The sequence below is a fragment of the Nocardia sp. NPDC055053 genome (genome assembly GCF_053608285.1).
The window spans coordinates 153,048-172,780 of record NZ_JBSGVD010000014.1 but is presented as its reverse complement, the minus strand read 5'-3'; the positions used below and the strand labels follow the sequence as shown (position 1 = coordinate 172,780).

The following is a 19,733-nucleotide window of genomic DNA, read 5'->3' as shown; positions in this document are numbered from 1 at the left end:
CAGGCGTCGGCCTGCCCTCCTCGGGGTCGGGCGTGCGGGGTCCGGTAGTGCGAACAGTTCAGCCCCGGCACCGAATGGTGCCGGGGCTGAATGTATTTCGTCGTCAGGACACGCGACGAGAGGTGGCCATGGCGCGGTCCACCTCCCAGAAGGCGCGCAGCGCGGCGATCTTGCCCTCGGCGTCGACCTTGTAGGTGAACACGCCCTCGGCATCGATCACATGGCCCGCCATGGTGGTACGGATCATCCCGGTGAAGGCGATCTCGTTGCCGCAGGCGAAGGAGTCCTCGAAGAGGAACTCTATCGACTCGGTCAGCGCGATCGCCTTGTCCCAGAAGCCGCCGATCGCCTCGTGGCCGCGGTGGCCGACGCCCTCGGGGTCGAAACCCGAAGGGCCGACCGGATCTTCGACGATCCCGTCCTCGGCGAACAGCGCGACCCAGGCCGCGCGGTCCTTGGCCCGCACCGCCGCCTGGGAGGCCAGGCCCGCCGCGCGCGCCGAACGGTCTACCGCGGTCTCTGTCATGGCTTTTCCTTCGCGACGATCGGGTCGGCGATGTATTTCTCGGCGAACTTGCGCAGCGAATCCTGCTTGGCGGCCAGCTCGCCGTCGAAGCCGATGCCGTCGGACAGCCACGGCACCACGATGGTGTCGGTGACGCCGGCATCGGCCAGATCCTGGTAGCCGCCGCGACCGAACTTGTCGATGCACACGGCCTGTATCTCGAAGGGCACCTCGGACCGGTCGTACTCGGCCCGCAGCTCGCGCAGGGTGGCGATGGTGGTGACCAGATCGTCGAACTTCATCATTGCCGAGGTCCAGCCGTCACCGATGCGGGCGGCCCGGCGCAGGGCAGGGCCGGTGTGTCCGCCGATGTAGAACGGCACCCGCTCGCTCGGCGCCGGGCTGATCTGCAGCTCGCCGAAATCGAAGAACTCGCCGTGGTACTCGACCATGCCGCCGTCGAGCACGAGCCGGATGATCTCGATCATCTCGTCGACCCGCGCGCCCCGGCGGGCGTAGGGCACCCCGCACCACTCGAATTCCTCAGGAGCCCAGCCGATGCCGATGCCGAAGCCGAAGCGGTTGCCCGACATGTTGGCGATCGAGCCGACCTGCCGGGCCAGCAGCAGTGGATTGCGCGAGCCGAGCTTGAGGACGTTGGTGTAGAACCGCAGGTTGGTGGTCACCGCGGCCATGGAGGCCGCGGCGATCAGCGGGTCGACCCACGGTGTCTCCGGCCCCCAGAACCGGCTGCCGTCCGGGGTGTACGGGTAGTCGGCGGCCTGCGACTTCATGTAGAACAGCGAGTCGGGCAGGCCGATCGAGGTGAACCCGCATTCTTCGGCCGTCTTGGCCAGCTCGGTCAGCTGGTCGAGCGGGCTCAGCGCGATTCCGAGGGTGAACTTCATTCCGGGCGCTCGCTTCCCACGACCCACATCGAGAAGTACTGGGAGCCACCGCCGTACGCGTGGCCCATCGCCTTGCGGGCATTCTCGACCTGGTACGCGCCCGCCCGGCCCATGACCTGCTTGGCCGCCTCGGCGAAGCGGATCAGGCCGGAGGCGCCGATCGGGTTGGACGAGAGCACGCCGCCGGACGGGTTGACCGGGATGCGGCCGCCGATCTCGGTCTCGCCCTTGTCGGTGAGTTTCCAGCCCTCGCCTTCGGCGGCGAAGCCCAGGTTCTCCAGCCACATCGGCTCGAACCAGGAGAACGGCACGTAGATCTCGGCGACGTCGATCTCCTCGAGCGGGTCGGTGATCCCGGCCGAGGCCCACAGCGCGGCGGCCGCGTCGCGACCCGCCTGCGGGTTGACCTGGTCACGACCCGAGAAGGTGGTCGGCTCGGTGCGCATCGCGGTCCCGTGGATCCACGCGACCTTCTTACCCTCGGCTTCGACGGCGGCCGCGGCTTCGGCATTGCCGATCACCAGGGCGCAGGCGCCGTCCGAGGACGGGCAGGTCTCGTCGAAACGGATGGGGTCCCACAGCATCTGGGAGGCCAGCACCGAGTCGAGGGTGATGTCGGGCTGGTGCAGATGCGCGAGCGGATTCTTCGCGCCGTTGCGCCGGTCCTTCACCGCCACCATGGCGCCGATGTGCATCGGGGCATTGGAGCGGCGGATGTAGGAGCGCACGTGCGGTGCGAAGTAGCCGCCCGCGCCCGCGCCGACCGGCATGGTGAACGGCACCGGAATCGACAACGCCCACATGGCATTCGACTCCGACTGCTTCTCCCACGCGATCGCGAGGACCTTGCCGTGCACGCCCGCCTGCACCAGATTGGCGGCGACCACACCGGTCGAGCCGCCGACCGAGCCCGCGGTGTGCACGCGCAGCAGCGGCTTGCCGATGGCGCCGAGCGCTTCGGCGAGATACAGCTCGGGCATCATGACGCCCTCGAAGAAGTCGGGCGCCTTGCCGACGACGACGGCGTCGATCTCGTCGATCGTCAGGCCCGAGTCTTCGAGGGCTCGATCGATCGCTTCACGGCACATGCCCGCCATGGACACGTCCGCGCGCTTCGTCACGTGATGAGTTTGGCCGGTGCCGAGCACCGCCGCGGGGAAGCTCATCGTGCCTCCGATTCCAGAACGGCGACCAGGTTCTGCTGCAGCGCGGGGCCGCTGGTCGCATGAGCGAGGGTCCGGTCGGCGGTGCCGGAGATGATGGCCGTGGCGGCATTGCCGATCCGCTCGAGGCCCGCCGCGAACATCGGGTTGGCCGCGAGCGCACCGCCGGACGGGTTGACCGGGGTCTCGGGGGACAGGCCGATCGCCTCGGCCAGGATCAGCTGCTGATGGCTGAACGGCGCGTGCAGTTCGGCCAGATCGAAGGCGGTGTTGCCGCGGGTCGCCGCCGCGGCCGCCCTGGTGGTGGAGGGCGAGCGGGTCAGGTCGCGGCCACCGAGCGCCTGGGCGTCGATATTGTGCGCGATGCCGGTGATCCACGCCGGACGCTCGCACAGCTCCCTGGCCCGGTCGCCGACCGCGAGCACGATCGCGGCCGCGCCGTCGGTGATCGGGGCGATGTCGTGCGCGCGCAGCGGATCGGCGACATACGGTTCGGCGAGCAGGGATTCGATGTCACCACCGGCGACGGCGGCCATCTCGCGCTCGGTCCAGCGGCCGGCGTCCAGCCCGGCGCGTGCCTGCAGGCCCGCGACCGAGACGGCGTCGGGCCACAGCGGGCCGACCAGATACGGGTCGAGCTGCCTGGTCAGCACCTGACGCAGGGTGCCCGCCGACGACTTGCCGAAGCCGTACACGAGCGCGGTCTGCGCCTGCCCGGAGAGCAGCTTCACCCACGCCTCGTAGAGCGCCCACGCGGCGTCCATCTCCACGTGCGACTCGTTGATCGGCGGCACCGCGCCGATCGCGTCGACCGCGGAGATGAACGAGAACGCCCGCCCCGCCAGGTAATCCGAGGACCCGGAGCACCAGAAGTCGATATCGGTCTTGCTGATGCCGAGGTCGGCGTAGAGCTGCTGGAAGCACGGCACGAGCATCTCGACGCCGTTGGTGGTGCCGAAGGTCTCCGGCACGTGCGGTGCGTGGGCGAACCCGACCACCGCGATTTCTGGTGTACTCACGTCGCCTCTCAGAGGTGGTGCTGGTAGGACTCGTACGCGGCATCGGGCTCGCCGGTCGGCCGGAAGTGGTCGATATTGGCCAGCGCGTGGCCCCATTCCTCGCGCGGCTTCCACACGGCTTCGACCCGCATGCCCATCCGCACCTCGGACGCCTCGCAGCCGAGAACCAGGTGCAGGAACGGGATGTCGGCGCCGTCGAGGAGCACGTAGGCGGCCACATACGGTGGCTTGATCCGCTGGCCGAGGAACGGAACGTTCACGATGCAGAAGGTGGTCACCGTGCCCTTGTCGGGCAGTTCGACGAGGTCGTCGGTCGGTGTGCCGTCGGTCGGGTTGGCGCCGCGCGGCGGGAAGTAGACCCGCCCGCCCGCTTCGGAACGGCCGCCGATCAGCTTGCCCTCGGCGAGGCCGCGCAGGTAGACGCTCTCCTGCGGGGAGGCCGTGTGCTTGTAGCTCATGTCGACGGGCGTGGTCAGCATGGTCACCGGCTCGGCGGTGTCCTCGGACTGCGCGGCGGCCTCGGTGGCCTCGGTGGCTTCGCCCGGTTCGAAGCAGGCGATGTCCTGAATCGTTCCGGTGCGCTCGTCGGCCCAGCGCACCCGCACACGCATACCCGTGCTCACCTGGCTCGGGCCGGTCACGTCCAGCGCGTGCAGCATCGCCGTGTCGGCCCCGTCCAGCTGGACCAGAGCCCACGCGAACGGGCGGTCGAACGGCTGCCCGGGCAGCGGCTCGGCCACCCATGTCCACGACTGCACCGTGCCGGTCGTCCCGACCTGGACCAGCTCGGCCAGCGGGGCCGAGGTGATCGGGTCGTATTCCTGCGCGGGCACCAATACCCGGCCGTCACTGCCACGAACGCCGAGTATCCGGCGGTCGCGCAGTCCGGTCAGAAAGGCGCCGATGACAGGTCCGACGGACCTGGTGTAGTCGAACTGCACCCGAAGGGGTGCACTCAATACTTCCACTGCGGTATTCCCCTGGGTCACGATATCGAGTAGAACAGGTTCTTATTCTGCTTGCAAGGATTCGCCGGAAAGGGCGTCGGTCATGAAATTCGGACTGCAACTCGGTTACTGGGGTGCGCAGCCGCCCGCCAACGCAGGCGAGCTGGTCGTCGCGGCCGAGGAAACGGGGTTCGACGCGGTGTTCGCGGCCGAATCGTGGGGCTCGGACGCGTTCACTCCGCTGGCCTGGTGGGGGTCGTCGACCGAGCGCGTTCGCCTCGGCACTTCCGTCGCGCAGATGTCGGCCCGCACGCCCGCGGCGGCCGCGATGCACGCGCTCACCCTCGATCACCTCAGCGGCGGCCGGGCCATTCTCGGCCTCGGCGTCTCCGGTCCGCAGGTGGTGGAGGGCTGGTACGGGCAGCCGTTCGCCCAGCCGCTGCGCCGCACCCGCGAGTACGTCGACATCGTGCGCAAGGTCATGGCCCGCGAGGCTCCGGTGACCTCCGGCGGCAAGCACTACGGCCTGCCCTACACCGGTCCAGGGGCGACCGGCCTCGGCAAACCGCTCAAGCCGATCGTGCATCCACTGCGCGCCGACCTGCCGATCTGGCTGGGTGCGGAGGGTCCCAAGAACGTCGCCCAGACCGCCGAGATCGCCGATGGCTGGCTGGCGATCTACTACGCGCCGCGCCTGGCTGGCATGTACAACGAGTGGCTCGACGAGGGGTTCGCCCGGCCGGGCGCCCGTCGCAGCCGGGAGGATTTCGAGATCGCCGCGAGCGCCCAGGTGGTCGTCACAGACGATCCGGCGGGCGAGATCGAGCGGATGCGCTGGGTGACCTCGCTCTACATCGGCGGCATGGGCGCGCCCGAGCTGAACTTCCACGCCCAGGTGTACAAGCGGATGGGCTACGGTGCCGAGGTCGACGAGATCTCCGCTCTCTTCCAGGCGGGTCGCAAGGCCGAGGCCGCCGCGGCGGTGCCCGACGAGCTGATCACCGACACCGCCATCTTCGGCGACGAGGCCCATGTGCGCTCGCGGTTGAAGGAATGGGAGGACGCCGGGGTGACGATGATGCTGATCTCGGTTTCGGATGCCGATCAGATGCGTCGTCTCCAAACCCTTGTATCGAGTTAGAACACGTTCTAAATTCGATGGGGTGAGCAGCCAGCAGACAACGGAAGTCCTCGGACTGTGGAATATCGCCGCGGCCGATCCCGAGCGGATCGCCGTCGTCGACCCGGACGGCAGGGAGATCACCTATCGAGAATTGGCCACCCTCGCCAACCGCTACGCCAACGGACTACGCGGCATCGGATTGCGCACCGGCGACGTGGTCGTCAGCATGCTGCACAACGGTGTGGAGGCGATCGCCGCGTACTTCGCCGCGTATCAGGCGGGCCTGTACATCGTCGCGGTGAACTGGCACCTCACCGCGCCCGAGATCGCCTACATCCTCGGCGACAGCGACGCCTCGGCCTTCCTGGCCAGTGAGCGCTTCGCCGCCACCGCCGCCGAGGCCGCCGAGCTCGCCGAACTGCCCGCCGAAGCCCGCTTCTCGGCGGGTGTCATCGACGGCTTCCGGCCGGTCTCCTGGCTCGGCGCCGCCGACACCGGCCGCCCCGACGAGCGTTCGGTCGGCGCGCCGATGCTCTACACCTCGGGAACAACGGGGCGCCCCAAGGGCGTTCGCCGCCCGCTGACCGGCGCCGATCCCGATCAGGTCCCCGCGCCGAACAAGGCCTTCTTCGCCCTGTTCGAGCTCGCGCCCTACGACGAGCACGTGCACATCTGCGGCTCGCCGCTCTATCACACGGCCGTGCTGAACTTCTCGACGATCTCGATCCAGATGGGCCACAAGCTGGTGCTCATGGACAAGTGGGATCCCGAGGACATGCTCGCGCTGATCGAGCGCCACAAGGTGACCCACAGCCACATGGTGCCCACCCAGTTCCATCGCCTGCTCGCCCTGCCCGAGGACGTGCGCGCCCGCTACGACGTGTCCTCGCTGCGCAGCATGGTGCACGGCGCGGCGCCGTGCCCGCAGGCGACCAAGCGGCAGATGCTCGACTGGTGGGGCCCGGTCGTCACCGAGTACTACGCCGCCACCGAGGGCGGCGGCACGGTGATCAACGGGACCGAGTGGCTGAACAAGCCCGGCTCGGTCGGCAAGGCCTGGCCGTGGTCGGTCATCAAGATCCTCGACGAGACCGACGGCACCGAATTGCCCGCGGGCAAAGAGGGCATGGTCTACATGAAGATGGGCGCGTCCAGCTTCGAGTACCACCACGCCAAGGAGAAGACCGAGGAGTCGCGCGTCGGTGACCTGTTCACCGTCGGCGACATCGGCTACCTCGACGAGGACGGTTACCTGTTCCTCTGCGACCGCCGTTCCGACCTGATCCTGTCCGGCGGCGTGAACATCTACCCGGCCGAGATCGAGGGCGTGCTGATGAGCCACCCGAAGGTGGCCGACGTGGCGGTTCTCGGTGTGCCCGACCCGGATTGGGGCCAGCAGGTCAAGGCGTTCGTGCAGCCGGTCGACGGCACCGCGGGCGACGACGCGCTCACCGCCGAGATCCTCGAGTTCGCGGCCGGTCAGCTCGCCAAGTACAAGCTGCCCCGCACGGTGGAATACCGTGCGGAGCTGCCCCGCGACCCCAACGGCAAGCTGTACAAGCGCCGCCTGCTCTGAAAGATGTTCCCGCTCAGACGGCTTCGCGCCACTCCGGCGCGAGCCCGAAGAGCGGGAACAACTTCTCGGTGTCGAGGAAGAAGTTCAGGCCCGAGATGGTGTCGCCATCGAGCTCGAGCACGGTGATCGACCACGGCACCCACACGCCGGGCTCCCCACTGGGCTTGTAGTGACCGAAGGCGGGCAGCCCGTTGGCGCCCTCCAGCGGCACCATGCGCGAATCGCGGCACGCGCTGCCGGTGCTGAGCATGAACGCGGCCACATTCTCCGGCCCGGAGATCCAGAGATCGAAGGGCGGCATCGACAGCGCCACATCGGCTTTGAGCAGCGTGGTGAGCGCGTCCATGTCGTAGGCCTCGAACGCTTTCACGAAATCGTCGACGAGCTTGCGCTGCTCGGGATCACTCTCGTCGAACCCGTCGGTGACGGTCGGCTGCACCTTGGACATGGTGGCGCGTGCCCGTTGCAGCGCGCTGTTCACCGACGCCGGCGACATCATCAGCGCCTCGGCGGTCTCACCCGCGGAGAAGCGCAGCACCTCGCGCATGATCAGGATCGCGCGCTGGGTGGCGGGCAGATGCTGGCAGGCGGCGACGAAGGCAAGGCGCAGCGTGTCCTTGGTGGAGGCATGCTCGGCCGGGTCGGCGCCGAAGGCGAGCGCGTTCGGGATCGGCTCGATCCACACGTAGTCGGGCTGCGGGGCAGGCAGCGGCGAATCCGGGCGGCCCGGTCCGTTGAGGTCCATCGGCCTTGCCCGGCTCTGCGGGCGATCGAGCATGTCGAGACAGATATTGGTGGCGATCTTGTACAGCCACGAGCGCAGGCTCGCGCGGCCCTCGAACGAATCGTAGGAGCGCCAGGCGCGGGTGAAGGTCTCCTGCACCGCGTCCTCGGCCTCGAACGAGGAGCCGAGCATGCGGTAGGCGTACGCGCACAATTCGCGCCGGTGGGTTTCGAATTCGGCCAGCACTGCGGGATCGGGGCCGGTGGTAGCGGTTGTGGCGTCGCTCATAGTTTCCCACGATGCCACAGGGGTCCGACAGTCGACAGAGGCGAGAACAGACCGGCGAGATTTGCGAACTTTGCCCGGCGCGATGAATTCCGGCGAGCCGTCGCGTCTACATGTTCGAGACCGCAACGACGCCACGAAAGGCTGATACCCATGAGCAGCAAGATGATCTTCATCAACCTCCCCGTCGCCGACCTCGACCGCTCGAAGAGCTTTTACGAGGCGCTCGGCTGGAAGGTCAACGAGGATTTCACCGATCAGAACGCGTCGTGCATCGTCATCGACGACAACATCTGCCTGATGCTGCTGACCAAGCCCTTCTTCTCGACCTTCAGCACACGCCCGATCGCCGACACGATCAACACCGCCGCCGCGGGCTACGCGCTCTCGCTGGCCAGTGCCGAGGAGGTCGACGCGCTGACCGACGCGGCCGTCGCCGCGGGCGCGACCGAGCAGACCAACGAGGACAAGCGCGCCCAGGAGGCCCAGGTGGGCATGCACGGCCGCACGTTCCTCGACCCCGACGGTCACCAGTGGGAGCCGTTCTACATGAACTACCCGGGCGCGTAGGCACCCGGCCGAACAGGGCGCGAGGCCGATGGCTCGCGCCCTGTTGGTGGTGACTACTGCCCGGTGAAGTTCGGCTTGCGCTTCTCCGCGAAGGCGCGCGGCCCTTCCTTGGCATCGGCTGATCTGAACACCTCGATGCCGATCTTCGCCTCGATGGGGAACGCCTCGTTCTCCGGCATCGCCTCGGTTTCGCGCAGCGTGCGCAGCATCGCCTGGACGGCGAGCGGGCCGTTGTCGGCGATCTGGCCGGCCAGCGCCAAGGCCTTGTCGAGGGCGGTTCCGTCGGGGACCACGTGGCCGATCAGGCCGATCTCCTTGGCCTCGGCGGCGGTGATGTGCCGACCGGTCAGCAGCAGATCGGCGGCCACGGTGTACGGGATCTGCCTGGCCAGCCGCACCGCGGAACCGCCGAGCGGGAACAGGCCCCAGCGGGCCTCGGAGACACCGAACTTGGCGCTTTCCCCGGCCACGCGCAGGTCGGTGCCCTGCAGGATCTCGGTGCCACCGGCGATGGCCGGGCCCTCGACTGCCGCGATCAGCGGCTTGGCCAGTCGCCGCCCCTTCAGCAGCGCGGGGAGGTAGGCCGGATCCCAGCTGCCGGCGGAGGCGGTGTCCCCCGGATGCTGCGAGCTCATCGCCTTCAGGTCCATCCCCGCGCAGAAGGCCCCGCCCGCGCCGGTGAGGATCGCGACGCGGATATCGGGATCACTGTCCACCTGGTCCCAGGCGTCGCGCATGATCGCCATCATCTCGCCGGACAGGGCGTTGCGCGCCTCCGGCCGGTTCATGGTGACGATGAGGACGTGGTCTCGCTTCTCGACCAGACAGTGGGCCATTCGATATCTCCTGACGTTCGAGCTCTGTCACGGCGCGCTGACGCGCGCAGGTCTTCGGCCTCCCGTCTCGATCTTCCCTCCCTCCGGGCACTCCTTCGTCGCACCCTCCGGTCAGTCCAGATCGAGACGCCGAAGACCTTGTCAGAAACAGTAACACGTTCTATTTTTGTCTCTGTGAGCTACAACATAGCCGATCTCGTCGAACACGCCGTCGACCTGATGCCCGACCGGATCGTGCTGGTCGGCGAACATCGCGAGTCGACCTACGCCGAACTGGAGGAGCGGGCCAACAAGCTGGCCCACTACCTGCTGGAACAGGGTGTGAAACCCGGCGACAAAGTCGGAATCTATTCCAGGAACACCGTCGAAGCCGTCGAAGCGATGGTGGCGATCTTCAAGGCGCGGGCGGTGATGATCAACGTCAACTACCGCTACGTCGAGAACGAGTTACTGCACATCTTCGACAACTCGGACATGGTCGCGCTGATCCATGAGCGCCGCTACTCCGACAAGGTCGACGCGGTCCGCTCGAAGGTGCCAGGACTGAAGACGGTGCTCGTCGTCGAGGACGGCACGGACGCCCCGACCTCGCCCGGCACGGTGGAGTACGAGGCGACGCTGGCCGCGTCCTCCGGAGAGCGCGACTTCGGCGAGCGCTCGCCCGACGACATCTACATGCTCTACACCGGCGGCACCACCGGCCTGCCCAAGGGCGTGATGTGGCGGCACGAGGACGTGTGGCGGGTGCTCGGCGCCGGCATCAACTTCATCACCGGCGAGTACACCAAGGACGAGTGGGAGCTGGCCAAGGTCGGCGCCGCGAATCCGCAGATGGTGCGCTTCCCGATTCCGCCGATGATCCACGGCGGCGCGCAGTGGGCCACCTTCCACAGCCTGTTCGGTGGCGGCAAGGCCGTGATGATCCCCGAGTTCAGCGGGCACGGTGTCTGGCAGGCCGTCGACAAGCACAAGATCAACCTGATCTTCATCACCGGCGACGCGATGGCGCGGCCCATGCTCGACGCGCTGGAGGAGGGGAACCCGGAAACCGGTGAGCCCTACGACCTCTCGTCGCTGTACGTGCTCGCCAGCAGCGCGGCGCTGTTCTCGCCGCCGCTGAAGGACAAGTTCCTCGAGCTGCTGCCCAACCGCCTGCTCACCGACTCCATCGGTTCCTCGGAAACCGGTTTCGGTGGTCTGGCGACGATCGCCAAGGGCCAAACCCACACCGGTGGCCCGCGCGTGAAGATCGACGCGGCCACCCAGGTGCTCGACGAGGAAGGCAATCCGGTCGAGCCGGGTTCCGGCGTCGTCGGCCTGCTCGCCCGCAGCGGGCACATCCCGCTCGGCTACTACAAGGACGAGGTCAAGTCGGCCGCGACGTTCAAGGAGTTCAACGGGGTTCGCTACGCGATCCCCGGCGACTACGCGCGCGTCGAGGAAGACGGCACCGTCACCATGCTCGGCCGCGGTTCGGTGAGCATCAACAGCGGCGGCGAGAAGATCTACCCCGAAGAGGTCGAGGGCGCGCTCAAGGCGCATCCGGACGTCTTCGACGCCCTCGTCGTCGGTGTCGAGGACGCGCGCTGGGGTCAGCGGGTCGTCGCGGTGGTGCAGTGTCGCGACAACAAGCGTCCGACCCTGGCCGAGCTGAAGCCGGTGCTGGCGCAGGAGATCGCGTCGTACAAGCAGCCGCGCAGCCTGTGGTTCGTCGACGAGATCAAGCGCTCGCCCGCGGGCAAGCCGGATTACCGGTGGGCCAAGGCGCAGACCGACGAGCGTCCCGCCGACGAGCACGCCGAGGCTGGCTCCGCCTAGCGGTTCGAACAGCAATGGGCCCTTCCGGCAATGTCGCCGGGAGGGCCCATTTTTCAGCGGTTGCCGAGCTCTGCGAGCTGGTAGGCCAGTTTGCCGCGGACTGCCGGGATGCTGGTGAGCAGGCGCACCGCGGTATTGCGCAGGGTGCGGGCCGGGGCCGACTCGAGGGTGGCCATGCGGGTCATCCGGTCGGTGAAAGCGACTACGTCCATGGCGATCGGCCTGCGGACGGTCTCGTAGTCGTCCAGCAGCGAATCCGGGGCGCCGCCAATCACTTTCGTCAGCAGCCCGGCGAGCATCGCGGCGTCCTGGATGCCGGTGTTCATGCCCTGCCCGCCCGCCGGGCTGTGGACGTGCGCGGCGTCGCCCGCGAGCAGGATGCGGCCCGCGCGGTAGTGGTCGGCGACGCGGTGGTGCACGCGGAAGCGTGAGCTCCACAGGACCTCGTCGACCCGGATCTCACCTGCCGGGCCGCGGGCATCGAGGAGGGTCTGGATGTCGGCGATCGTCGGGTTCTCGGGCGCCTCGTCGACGGTGGCGACGACGCGGTAGCGGTCCTGGTTCTCGTCGGGCAACGGGGCGACCACGGTGACGCCCTCCGGTGAAAGATGCAGCGAGACTTCGGTTCGCGGCGTCGGCCAGCTCATCCTGACATCGGCCAGGACGAACGACGCCGGGTAGGTGTCGCCGGTGAAGCCGATGCCCGCCTGCTCGCGTACCACGCTGTGCATGCCGTCGGCGCCGATCACATAGTCGGCGGTGATGGCGCCCGCCGTGTTGTCGGCGGTGGTGTATTCGACGGTGACACGGCCGTTCTCGTCGCTGACCCGATCGACGGTGAGCGGCCGGTGGACGGTGCCGCCCAGCTCGTGCAGCCGGTCGAGCAGGACCTGCTCGGTGACATCCTGGGGGATCATCAGCGTGTAGGGGTGGGCGGTCGGCAGGTCACCGAATTCGACGGTGGCCAACGTTTTCGGGCCATCGTGCACCTTGAAGGTGGGAACCTGGATACCGCGCGCGAGGAGTTCCTTCGCGATGCCGAGTTCGTCGAGGACCTCCAGGGTCCTGGCGTGCACGACCGCGGCACGAGAAGTGTTGGCGCCCTCGCTCAGCCGATCGATGAGCACATGCTCGACGCCCGCTTCGGCGAGCACGATCGCGGCGGTGAGACCGGCGGGGCCCGCGCCGACGATGATGACGGAAGTGGCTTCGGGCAGTGAGGTGGCGGTCATGACGACTCCTGGTCAACGTTTGTTTGCCAACGCTTGTAGGCATAACGGTAAACCCGGCCGTCGATGAAAGTCAACAGTTGTTGGCCTACACTTGTTGACATGATTTCCGCCGACCAGGAGACCCCGGCCCGCCGCTCCGACGCCACCCGCGCCGCCATCCTCGCCGCCGCGCGCGCCCGCTTCGCCACCGACGGCTACGCGAAGGCGACCATCCGCGCCATCGCCGCCGACGCCGCGATCGACCCGTCCATGGTCATGCGCTACTTCGGTTCCAAGGACGGCCTCTTCGCCGCCGCCGCCCAGATCGACCTCGACCTCCCCGACCTGGCCGCCGCCGACCCGGACACCATGGGTGAGCTGGTGATCCGCCGCTTCCTCACTATCTGGGAGGAAAACGACAACACCGTCCTGCTGATCCTGCTCCGCTCCTCGATCACCGACGAAGCCGTCGCAGCCCGGTTCCGAGAAATCTTCGCCGACCAGGTCCTCCCCGCCGTCCTCCGCTTCGGCACTCCCACCGACGCCCCCCGCCGCGCAGCCCTCATCGTCACCCAACTCCTCGGCCTGGCCCTGTGCCGCTACGTCTTGCGCATCCCCCCGGTAGTCGACCTGACCCCCACCCAGATCGTCACCGACATCGCCCCCACCCTCCAGCGCTACCTGACTTCGACCCTGATCGATCGGCCGCTCGTATCGTGAGCAGGTGGACCAGCCGAGGGAATCTGTGGATGGTGAGCGCCGGTTCAGCGCGGCGGCAGCGCATGTGCTCCATGCGAGCGGTGAGCTGAATCGTCGGCTAGGGGAAGGTGCGCGTGCGGCTGAGCCCGTGCCGGAAGAGGCCGACGGCGCGCGGCTCGCCGAGTAGGTGTCGCGGTAGACCGATCGAGTTACGAGGCGAGGAGTGGGCCGTACTTCTGGCGTGCGGCTTCGCCCGAAGTGCCGACTTCGGCGCCGATGGTCGACCATGGCACGCCACGCTCTCGGGCGGCGGCGACGCCGTCGATGACCTGGCGTTCCGCCTCGGCCCTTGCGACCACAGCCGCTCGCAGAGCAGCGAGCGCGGCGGGGTCGCGCTCGTCTTCCGCTCGCGGCTCGTAGTTCTCGAATCGCCTCGCCAGGTCGTCGGCGTGGGCGAGGATGTCTTTCGTCGTACGCGGCATGTTCATCACCTCAGAAACTTCGGCCGGGCCTCCATAGCGTGGATGATGACGTGGGAGTCGGTACTGGTCACGTAGCCGACTTCCAGCATCGTCGCGTCCATTGCCGGTCCGATGAGCATGATGAAACCGTCATCGAGATCGAACGCGGCGAGCGCATTATCGAAAGCGTGCACCATGTCGCCGGAGTCGATGCCGTGCTTGTAGGCACTTGACGCGATCACCGGCTCCGGCTGTATGGCTACAAGTTACCTTGCCTTGCTTGGCCCTAGCAAGGTTACTCCATCGACGCCAGTTCGGCGCCGAGGGCGAGGAGGTGGGGAGTGGCGCCGCCGAGGGCGAATTCGTGGTGTTTGGCGGCGGTGAAGTAGTTGTGGGCGATGTGGTCGCGGTCGATGCCGAGGCCGCCGTGGACGTGGACGACGGTGTGGGCGACCTTGTGGCCCGCGTCGGCTGCCCAGAACTTGGCGATGTGGATGGACTCGGCGGCGGGGAGGTTCTCGGACAGGCGCCAGGCGGCCTGGGTGACCGTCAGGCGCAGGCCGCCGATGTCGATGTAGGCGTCCGACAGGCGCTGGGCGACGGACTGGAAGGAGCCGATCGGCTTGCCGAACTGTTCGCGGGTGCGAGTGTGCTCGGCGGTCAGCTCGAGTGCGCGTTCCAGGGTGCCGAGCTGAAGCGCGGAGAGGCCGAGCCAGGCGTGTTCGCGCAGCCACGTGAGGATGTCGGCGCCGGATTCGACGGTGCCGAGCAGTTCGGCGGGGGTGCCCGAGAGTTCGACGACGAACTCGGGGCTCAGGTCGACGACCTGCTGGGCGGTGCGGGTGACCGAAGCGTGGTCCGGGTCGACCACGAAGACGCCGACGCCATGGGAGGTGATGGCGGGCACCAGGATTCGCTCGGCGCGGTCGGCGTAGGCGACGGTGGTCGCGGTGCCTGTCAGCGTCCAGGCCGCACCGGCGGACTCGGCGACGATGCCCGGCGCGGCGGTGGTGGCGCGCAGTTCCTCGGCGAGCGCGGCGGTCAGCACGATCTCGCCCGCGCCCGCCCGCGCGGCCAGCTGCTGCTGATCGGCATCGCCGAACTTCGCCAGCGCGCCGGCGCCGAGGATGATCGACCACAGGTAGGGCACCGCGGCGACCACGCGACCGAGTTCACGCAGGATCGCGGTCTGCTCGAGCATGCCGAAATCGCTGCCGCCCAAAGCTTCCGGCAGCGCGGCCGCGAGCACGCCGGTCTCGGCGAGCGACTTCCACAGCTGCTCGTCGTAGCGGCCCGCGGTGTCGAGTTCGCGCAGGCGGTCGGCGGTGACGAGCTTGGCGCAGATCTCGCCGGTCAGCCGGGCGAGATCGGTCTGGGCTTCGGTGGGTGTGAAATCCATGAGGGGATACCGGCTTTCGGGATCAGCGGGCGGAAGCGGGCTGGCGCAGGGCGGTCATGGCGATGATGTCGCGCTGCACCTCGTTGGTGCCGCCGCCGAAGGTGAGGATCAGCGCGGCGCGGTGCATCCGCTCGAGCCTGCCGAGCATGACCGCGCCGGGGGAGTCCTGGCGCAGGTAACCGTGCGAGCCGACGACCTCCATCAGCAGGCGGTAGGCCTCGGTGGCCAGTTCGGTGCCGTAGACCTTGCACGCGGAGGCGTCCCACGGCTTCGGCGCCGCCTCGCCACCCTGGTCGGCGCGGCTGGCGATCTCCCAGTTCAGCAGCTTGAGGTATTCGACCTTGGCGTAGACGCGAGCCAGGTTCAGGCGCACCCACTCCTGGTCGATCACCCGCTTGCCGTCGGGACCGGTGGTCTCGCGCGCCCACCGCACCGTCTGGTTGACCGCGAGCGAGAGCGGCCCGGCCGAGGTCAGCGCGACGCGCTCATGGTTGAGCTGGTTGGTGATCAGCGACCAGCCGCCGTTCTCCGGCCCGACGATCGACGACGCGGGAACCCGCACGTCCTGGTAGTAGGTGGCGCTGGTGTCGGGCCCGGCCATCGTGTGCACCGGCGTCCAGGAGAACCCTTCGACATCGGTGGGCACGATGAACATCGTGATGCCCTTGTGCTTCTTGGCCGTCGGATCGGTGCGCACCGCCAGCCAGATGTAGTCGGCGTAGGCGATGAGGCTGGTCCACATCTTCTGGCCGTTGATGACGAAGTCGTCGCCGTCGCGCACCGCGGCGGTGCGCAGCGAGGCGAGGTCGGTGCCTGCGCCCGGCTCGGAGTAACCGATGGCGAAGTGCAGCTCACCGGAGGCGATCTTGGGCAGGAAGAACTTCTTCTGTTCCTCGGTGCCGTACTGCATGATCGTCGGCGCGACCGAGTTGAGCGTGAGGAACGGGACGGGCGCGCCGGCGATGGCGGCCTCCTCGACGAAGATCAGCTGATCCATCGTCGTGCGGTCCTGGCCGCCGTACTCCTTGGGCCAGCTCAGCGTCAGCCAGCCGTCCTTACCCATCTGGCGGACGACCTCGCGGTAGACATTGCCCTCGCCGTACTCGCCGGTCTGCAGGCTCAGCGCCGCGCGTCGTTCCGGCGTCATCAACCGGGCGAAATATTCGCGCAGCTCGGCGCGCAATTCTTCCTGCTGCGGCGTATACGCGACGCGCATGGGTCCCTACCTCGGTCTCTGCTGCGAAAACGGACGGGGCGGGGCGCAGGGGATGGGCCCCGCCGAAACCGATCATTGCATATCAACTGGAACATGTTCCAGTATTGACAGTGAATCGACAGCTGTTCCCGTCTCGTGGGCGTACTGTCTGGGTTAGTGTCGCGGAGACCGCGTGGAAGGAAGTTCTCATGAAGATCATCGTCGATTTCGACCGGTGTGAAGCGAACGGCGTGTGCGTTGGAATCGCCCCTGACATGTTTGAACTCGATGACGACGATCAGCTGCACGTGCTCGAGGGTGATGTGGCCGACGATCGCGTCGCCGACGCAGAGGAAGCGGTGGCGCAGTGTCCCAAGGCTGCGCTGAGGTTGGCGTGATCGCCTCTTGTCGGATAGTGAAACACGTTCTAAAGTCGGCCCGATGAGTGTGATGCAGACTTCACTGGACGGCCGGGTCGCTATCGTCACCGGCGCCGGGGCCGGGCTCGGCCGGGCCGAAGCCCTCGCGCTGGCGGGCGCGGGTGCGGCGGTCGTGGTCAACGACCTCACCGAGGATGCCGCCGCCGAGACCATCGCCGCGATTCGCGAGCTCGGCGGCAAGGCGGAGTTCGTCGGCGGCAGCATCGCCGAGCGCTCGACGGCCGACGCGCTCATCGCGACCGCCCAGGAATCCCTCGGCGGCCTCGACATCGTCGTCAACAACGCGGGCATCACCCGCGACCGCATGCTGTTCAACATGTCCGACGAGGACTTCGACGCGGTGATCGCCGTGCACCTGCGCGGTCACTTCCTGCTCTCGCGCAATGCGGGCGCCTACTGGCGCGCGGCGTCCAAGGCCGCGGGTGCGCCGGTCTACGGCCGGCTGGTCAACACCTCCTCGGAGGCCGGGCTGCTCGGACCCGAAGGGCAGGCGAACTACGGCGCCGCGAAGGCGGGTATCACCGCGCTGACGCTGTCGGCCGCGCGTGGGCTTTCCCGGTTCGGCGTTCGCTCCAACGCGATCTGCCCGCGGGCCAGGACCGCGATGACCGAGGCCGTGTTCTCCGAGGCGCCAGAGGGCTCGGTCGACCCGCTCGCGCCCGAACATGTCGCCAAGCTCGTCGCCTATCTCGCCTCGCCCGCCGCCGACGCGGTGAACGGGCAGGTATTCGTCGTCTACGGCCCGATGGTCGCCCTGATGGCGGCGCCCGAGGTCGAGGCTCGCTTCGACGCCGCCGGTGCCGAATGGTCCGAGGAAGACCTCGCCTCGACGCTGCACGGCTACTTTGCCGAGCGGCCCGCCGACCACACGTTCTCGGCCCGCTCGCTCCGCGATCTGGGCTGATCTCCGAACCACCGATTTGCCGGGTGTTGGCTCGCCGCGCGCCACGACGGGCATGTCTGCCGAGTTGTGTTGATCACAGGTCCAGGTGTTGGTAGACATGAGCGTCGGGGTGTGTGGCGCCTCACAGGAGGTAAAAGGCATCCGGTCAGTTTTCGTTTCAGTTTTGACGGCACATTTCGTGAAAAAGTCCTGGTAATAGTCTCCCCAAACGGCAGACATCAACAGGAACATGTTCTAGTCTTTGGGCAGTCTTCAGATCGGGGTGGCGGTGAAGTACGGGTACGCGGGTCGATCGGTCCGCCCGTCCAAGAAGGAGGTATTCGCGTGAACGACCTCCTTGCTGTCCCGTTGCGGGCAGTCGGCGGATTCTTCGAACTCGGCGCGGACGTGGCGAAAGCTACCGTGCGCCGACCGTTCCAATGGCGTGAGTTCATCGACCAGTCGTGGTTCGTCGCTCGCGTCTCGATCGTGCCGACGCTGTTGGTCGCGATTCCGTTCACGGTGCTGGTGGTATTCACCCTCAACATCCTGTTGCGCGAGATCGGCGCCGCCGACCTCAGCGGGGCGGCCGCCGCGTTCGGTGCCGTCACGCAGGTCGGCCCGATCGTCACGGTGCTGATCGTGGCGGGCGCCGGCGCCACCGCGATCTGCGCGGACCTGGGCGCACGCACGATTCGCGAAGAGATCGACGCGATGATGGTGCTCGGCATCGACCCGATCAGCCGACTGGTCGTGCCGCGCGTGTTCGCCTCGATGTTCGTCGCGCTGATGCTCAACAGCCTGGTGTGCACTGTCGGCATCGTCGGTGGCTTCGCTTTCTCGGTGTTCCTGCAGGGCGTGAACCCCGGCGCGTTCGTCAACGGCATTCCGCTGCTGACGAATCTGCCCGAGCTGATCATCTCCGAGGTCAAGGCCGGTCTGTTCGGGTTGATCGCCGGAATGGTCGCCTGCTATCTCGGCCTGCAGGTGAAAGGCGGACCCAAGAGTGTCGGTGACGCGGTGAACCAAACAGTGGTATTCGCCTTCATGGCGCTTTTCGTGGTGAATGTGGTTGTCACCGCGATCGGCCTGAAATTCACGGTGCGGTGACCGAAATGGCATTCGTAGTTCGCAGTAAGTTCCCGCGCACGGTCCGCCGTTTCGACCGGGTGTCGAAATCGGTGGATTCCCTCGGCGACAAGGCGATCTTTTTCGTCAAGGCGCTCGCCTCGGTGCCACGCGCGCTGGTGCATTACCGCACCGAGACCATCCGGCTCATCGCCGAGATCAGCATGGGCAGTGGCGCACTGGCGGTGATCGGCGGCACCGTCGTGATCGTCGGCTTCCTGACCCTCATGGCGGGCGGCACCATCGCGGTGCAGGGCTACAGCTCGCTCGGCAATATCGGTGTCGAGGCGCTGACCGGCTTCTTCGCCGCCTTCATCAATGTGCGCATCGCCGCGCCGGTGATCTCCGGCATCGGTCTGGCCGCCACCATCGGCGCAGGCGCGACCGCCCAGCTGGGCGCGATGCGGGTGGCAGAGGAGATCGACGCGCTGGAATCGATGGCGATCAGGCCGGTGCCGTTCCTCGTCGGTACCCGGGTGCTGGCCGGCTTGATCGCGATCATCCCGCTCTACGCACTCGCGGTGATCGCCTCCTTCCTCGCCAGCCGCTTCGCGACGGTGGTCATCTACGGCCAGTCGGCCGGCGTCTACGACCACTACTTCTCGACGTTCCTCATTCCGAGCGACATCCTGTGGTCGTTCGCGCAGGCGATCGTCATGGCACTGGCCGTCATGCTGATCCACACCTACTTCGGTTTCAACGCCGCGGGCGGTCCGGTGGGTGTCGGTGTCGCGGTAGGCAATGCGGTGCGAGCCTCGCTGGTCGCGGTCGTCACAGTGACGCTGCTGATCTCGCTGGCCATCTACGGCACCTCCGGCAACTTCCACCTCTCGGGATAGCGCG

The 19,733-nt window shown here is 67.7% G+C and carries 21 protein-coding genes; 9 read left to right on the top strand and 12 right to left on the bottom strand.

Annotated elements, in window-relative coordinates:
- Positions 1-103: 103 nt before the first annotated feature.
- From ACWF82_RS17445 to ACWF82_RS17425, 5 genes are read right to left on the bottom strand one after another with little or no spacing between them, the layout of a single operon-like run.
- Positions 104-526 carry a nuclear transport factor 2 family protein gene (locus ACWF82_RS17445; protein WP_452502258.1) on the bottom strand — a complete coding sequence of 141 codons (423 nt, stop codon included), beginning with the start codon at positions 524-526 and terminating at the stop codon, positions 104-106.
- Positions 523-1,413 (bottom strand): TIGR03619 family F420-dependent LLM class oxidoreductase, encoded by an 891-nt coding sequence (locus tag ACWF82_RS17440; protein WP_452502256.1) that lies wholly within the window; start codon positions 1,411-1,413, stop codon positions 523-525. Before ACWF82_RS17440 ends, ACWF82_RS17445 begins: the two co-directional genes overlap by 4 nt.
- Positions 1,410-2,579 (bottom strand): thiolase domain-containing protein, encoded by a 1,170-nt coding sequence (locus ACWF82_RS17435; RefSeq protein ID WP_379078495.1) that lies wholly within the window; start codon positions 2,577-2,579, stop codon positions 1,410-1,412. The genes ACWF82_RS17440 and ACWF82_RS17435 overlap by 4 nt, the downstream gene beginning before the upstream one ends.
- Complete coding sequence (locus ACWF82_RS17430) at positions 2,576-3,595, bottom strand: thiolase domain-containing protein (protein ID WP_452502254.1); 1,020 nt, start codon at positions 3,593-3,595, stop codon at positions 2,576-2,578. The genes ACWF82_RS17435 and ACWF82_RS17430 overlap by 4 nt, the downstream gene beginning before the upstream one ends.
- A gap of 8 nt (positions 3,596-3,603) precedes the next feature.
- The gene (locus tag ACWF82_RS17425; protein WP_452502252.1) at positions 3,604-4,584 is read right to left on the bottom strand and encodes a Zn-ribbon domain-containing OB-fold protein; all 981 of its coding nucleotides are present in this window, start codon (positions 4,582-4,584) and stop codon (positions 3,604-3,606) included.
- Between the two features lie 61 nt (positions 4,585-4,645).
- Here ACWF82_RS17425 and ACWF82_RS17420 point away from each other — a divergent pair, with 61 nt between their 5' ends.
- Complete coding sequence (locus tag ACWF82_RS17420; RefSeq protein ID WP_452502250.1) at positions 4,646-5,683, top strand: LLM class F420-dependent oxidoreductase; 1,038 nt, start codon at positions 4,646-4,648, stop codon at positions 5,681-5,683.
- 22 nt (positions 5,684-5,705) lie between these two features.
- A complete protein-coding gene (locus tag ACWF82_RS17415; RefSeq protein WP_452502248.1) occupies positions 5,706-7,241 on the top strand; it encodes an acyl-CoA synthetase in 1,536 nt (511 codons plus the stop codon).
- 13 nt (positions 7,242-7,254) lie between these two features.
- Here ACWF82_RS17415 and ACWF82_RS17410 read toward each other — a convergent pair whose 3' ends face one another.
- The gene (locus tag ACWF82_RS17410) at positions 7,255-8,253 is read right to left on the bottom strand and encodes a sigma-70 family RNA polymerase sigma factor (protein ID WP_452502246.1); all 999 of its coding nucleotides are present in this window, start codon (positions 8,251-8,253) and stop codon (positions 7,255-7,257) included.
- A 150-nt stretch (positions 8,254-8,403) separates the two neighbouring features.
- Here ACWF82_RS17410 and ACWF82_RS17405 point away from each other — a divergent pair, with 150 nt between their 5' ends.
- Entirely contained in the window at positions 8,404-8,820 is a 417-nt protein-coding gene (locus tag ACWF82_RS17405; protein WP_189029928.1) for a VOC family protein, read from the top strand.
- Between the two features lie 53 nt (positions 8,821-8,873).
- On the opposite strand, the gene ACWF82_RS17400 is transcribed toward ACWF82_RS17405, so the two are convergent.
- The gene (locus tag ACWF82_RS17400) at positions 8,874-9,656 is read right to left on the bottom strand and encodes a crotonase/enoyl-CoA hydratase family protein (protein ID WP_357917699.1); all 783 of its coding nucleotides are present in this window, start codon (positions 9,654-9,656) and stop codon (positions 8,874-8,876) included.
- A 174-nt stretch (positions 9,657-9,830) separates the two neighbouring features.
- On the opposite strand from ACWF82_RS17400, the gene ACWF82_RS17395 reads away from it, so the two are divergent.
- Entirely contained in the window at positions 9,831-11,474 is a 1,644-nt protein-coding gene (locus ACWF82_RS17395; protein ID WP_452502244.1) for an acyl-CoA synthetase, read from the top strand.
- Between the two features lie 53 nt (positions 11,475-11,527).
- On the opposite strand, the gene ACWF82_RS17390 is transcribed toward ACWF82_RS17395, so the two are convergent.
- Positions 11,528-12,706: an FAD-dependent oxidoreductase gene (locus ACWF82_RS17390; protein ID WP_452502242.1), complete on the bottom strand. Its 1,179-nt coding sequence runs from the start codon at positions 12,704-12,706 to the stop codon at positions 11,528-11,530.
- A gap of 99 nt (positions 12,707-12,805) precedes the next feature.
- On the opposite strand from ACWF82_RS17390, the gene ACWF82_RS17385 reads away from it, so the two are divergent.
- Positions 12,806-13,405 carry a TetR/AcrR family transcriptional regulator gene (locus tag ACWF82_RS17385; protein ID WP_452502241.1) on the top strand — a complete coding sequence of 200 codons (600 nt, stop codon included), beginning with the start codon at positions 12,806-12,808 and terminating at the stop codon, positions 13,403-13,405.
- Between the two features lie 188 nt (positions 13,406-13,593).
- Here the strand turns inward: ACWF82_RS17385 and ACWF82_RS17380 are convergent, their stop codons facing one another.
- From ACWF82_RS17380 to ACWF82_RS17365, 4 genes are read right to left on the bottom strand one after another with little or no spacing between them, the layout of a single operon-like run.
- Positions 13,594-13,866, bottom strand: a complete 273-nt coding sequence (locus ACWF82_RS17380) for a hypothetical protein (protein ID WP_379306467.1) — start codon at positions 13,864-13,866, stop codon at positions 13,594-13,596.
- Between the two features lie 5 nt (positions 13,867-13,871).
- Positions 13,872-14,087 (bottom strand): hypothetical protein, encoded by a 216-nt coding sequence (locus ACWF82_RS17375; protein WP_452502240.1) that lies wholly within the window; start codon positions 14,085-14,087, stop codon positions 13,872-13,874.
- A gap of 53 nt (positions 14,088-14,140) precedes the next feature.
- Positions 14,141-15,244, bottom strand: coding sequence for an acyl-CoA dehydrogenase family protein (locus ACWF82_RS17370; protein WP_452502238.1), 1,104 nt, complete (start codon positions 15,242-15,244; stop codon positions 14,141-14,143).
- Between the two features lie 22 nt (positions 15,245-15,266).
- Entirely contained in the window at positions 15,267-16,460 is a 1,194-nt protein-coding gene (locus tag ACWF82_RS17365) for an acyl-CoA dehydrogenase family protein (RefSeq protein ID WP_452502237.1), read from the bottom strand.
- A 188-nt stretch (positions 16,461-16,648) separates the two neighbouring features.
- Between ACWF82_RS17365 and ACWF82_RS17360 the strand changes: the two genes are divergently transcribed.
- The 4 genes from ACWF82_RS17360 to ACWF82_RS17345 all read left to right on the top strand — a co-directional run bounded on the left by ACWF82_RS17360 (position 16,649) and on the right by ACWF82_RS17345 (position 19,729).
- Positions 16,649-16,837, top strand: a complete 189-nt coding sequence (locus ACWF82_RS17360; RefSeq protein WP_452502235.1) for a ferredoxin — start codon at positions 16,649-16,651, stop codon at positions 16,835-16,837.
- Between the two features lie 43 nt (positions 16,838-16,880).
- Positions 16,881-17,783 carry a 3-oxoacyl-ACP reductase gene (locus tag ACWF82_RS17355; RefSeq protein ID WP_452502234.1) on the top strand — a complete coding sequence of 301 codons (903 nt, stop codon included), beginning with the start codon at positions 16,881-16,883 and terminating at the stop codon, positions 17,781-17,783.
- A gap of 324 nt (positions 17,784-18,107) precedes the next feature.
- Positions 18,108-18,872, top strand: coding sequence for an MlaE family ABC transporter permease (locus tag ACWF82_RS17350; RefSeq protein ID WP_379078522.1), 765 nt, complete (start codon positions 18,108-18,110; stop codon positions 18,870-18,872).
- Between the two features lie 5 nt (positions 18,873-18,877).
- Positions 18,878-19,729 (top strand): MlaE family ABC transporter permease, encoded by an 852-nt coding sequence (locus ACWF82_RS17345; protein WP_452502232.1) that lies wholly within the window; start codon positions 18,878-18,880, stop codon positions 19,727-19,729.
- The last annotated feature ends 4 nt before the right edge of the window (positions 19,730-19,733 follow it).

What these genes read in the sequence shown, in the direction of transcription:
- ACWF82_RS17445 (WP_452502258.1), bottom strand. Translation starts at nt 526, where the DNA reads ATGACAGAGACCGCGGTAGACCGTTCGGCGCGCGCGGCGGGCCTGGCC.
- ACWF82_RS17440 (WP_452502256.1), bottom strand. Translation starts at nt 1,413, where the DNA reads ATGAAGTTCACCCTCGGAATCGCGCTGAGCCCGCTCGACCAGCTGACC.
- ACWF82_RS17435 (WP_379078495.1), bottom strand. Translation starts at nt 2,579, where the DNA reads ATGAGCTTCCCCGCGGCGGTGCTCGGCACCGGCCAAACTCATCACGTG.
- ACWF82_RS17420 (WP_452502250.1), top strand. Translation starts at nt 4,646, where the DNA reads ATGAAATTCGGACTGCAACTCGGTTACTGGGGTGCGCAGCCGCCCGCC.
- ACWF82_RS17410 (WP_452502246.1), bottom strand. Translation starts at nt 8,253, where the DNA reads ATGAGCGACGCCACAACCGCTACCACCGGCCCCGATCCCGCAGTGCTG.
- ACWF82_RS17405 (WP_189029928.1), top strand. Translation starts at nt 8,404, where the DNA reads ATGAGCAGCAAGATGATCTTCATCAACCTCCCCGTCGCCGACCTCGAC.
- ACWF82_RS17400 (WP_357917699.1), bottom strand. Translation starts at nt 9,656, where the DNA reads ATGGCCCACTGTCTGGTCGAGAAGCGAGACCACGTCCTCATCGTCACC.
- ACWF82_RS17390 (WP_452502242.1), bottom strand. Translation starts at nt 12,706, where the DNA reads ATGACCGCCACCTCACTGCCCGAAGCCACTTCCGTCATCATCGTCGGC.
- ACWF82_RS17385 (WP_452502241.1), top strand. Translation starts at nt 12,806, where the DNA reads ATGATTTCCGCCGACCAGGAGACCCCGGCCCGCCGCTCCGACGCCACC.
- ACWF82_RS17380 (WP_379306467.1), bottom strand. Translation starts at nt 13,866, where the DNA reads ATGCCGCGTACGACGAAAGACATCCTCGCCCACGCCGACGACCTGGCG.
- ACWF82_RS17370 (WP_452502238.1), bottom strand. Translation starts at nt 15,244, where the DNA reads ATGGATTTCACACCCACCGAAGCCCAGACCGATCTCGCCCGGCTGACC.
- ACWF82_RS17365 (WP_452502237.1), bottom strand. Translation starts at nt 16,460, where the DNA reads ATGCGCGTCGCGTATACGCCGCAGCAGGAAGAATTGCGCGCCGAGCTG.
- ACWF82_RS17360 (WP_452502235.1), top strand. Translation starts at nt 16,649, where the DNA reads ATGAAGATCATCGTCGATTTCGACCGGTGTGAAGCGAACGGCGTGTGC.
- ACWF82_RS17355 (WP_452502234.1), top strand. Translation starts at nt 16,881, where the DNA reads ATGAGTGTGATGCAGACTTCACTGGACGGCCGGGTCGCTATCGTCACC.
- ACWF82_RS17345 (WP_452502232.1), top strand. Translation starts at nt 18,878, where the DNA reads ATGGCATTCGTAGTTCGCAGTAAGTTCCCGCGCACGGTCCGCCGTTTC.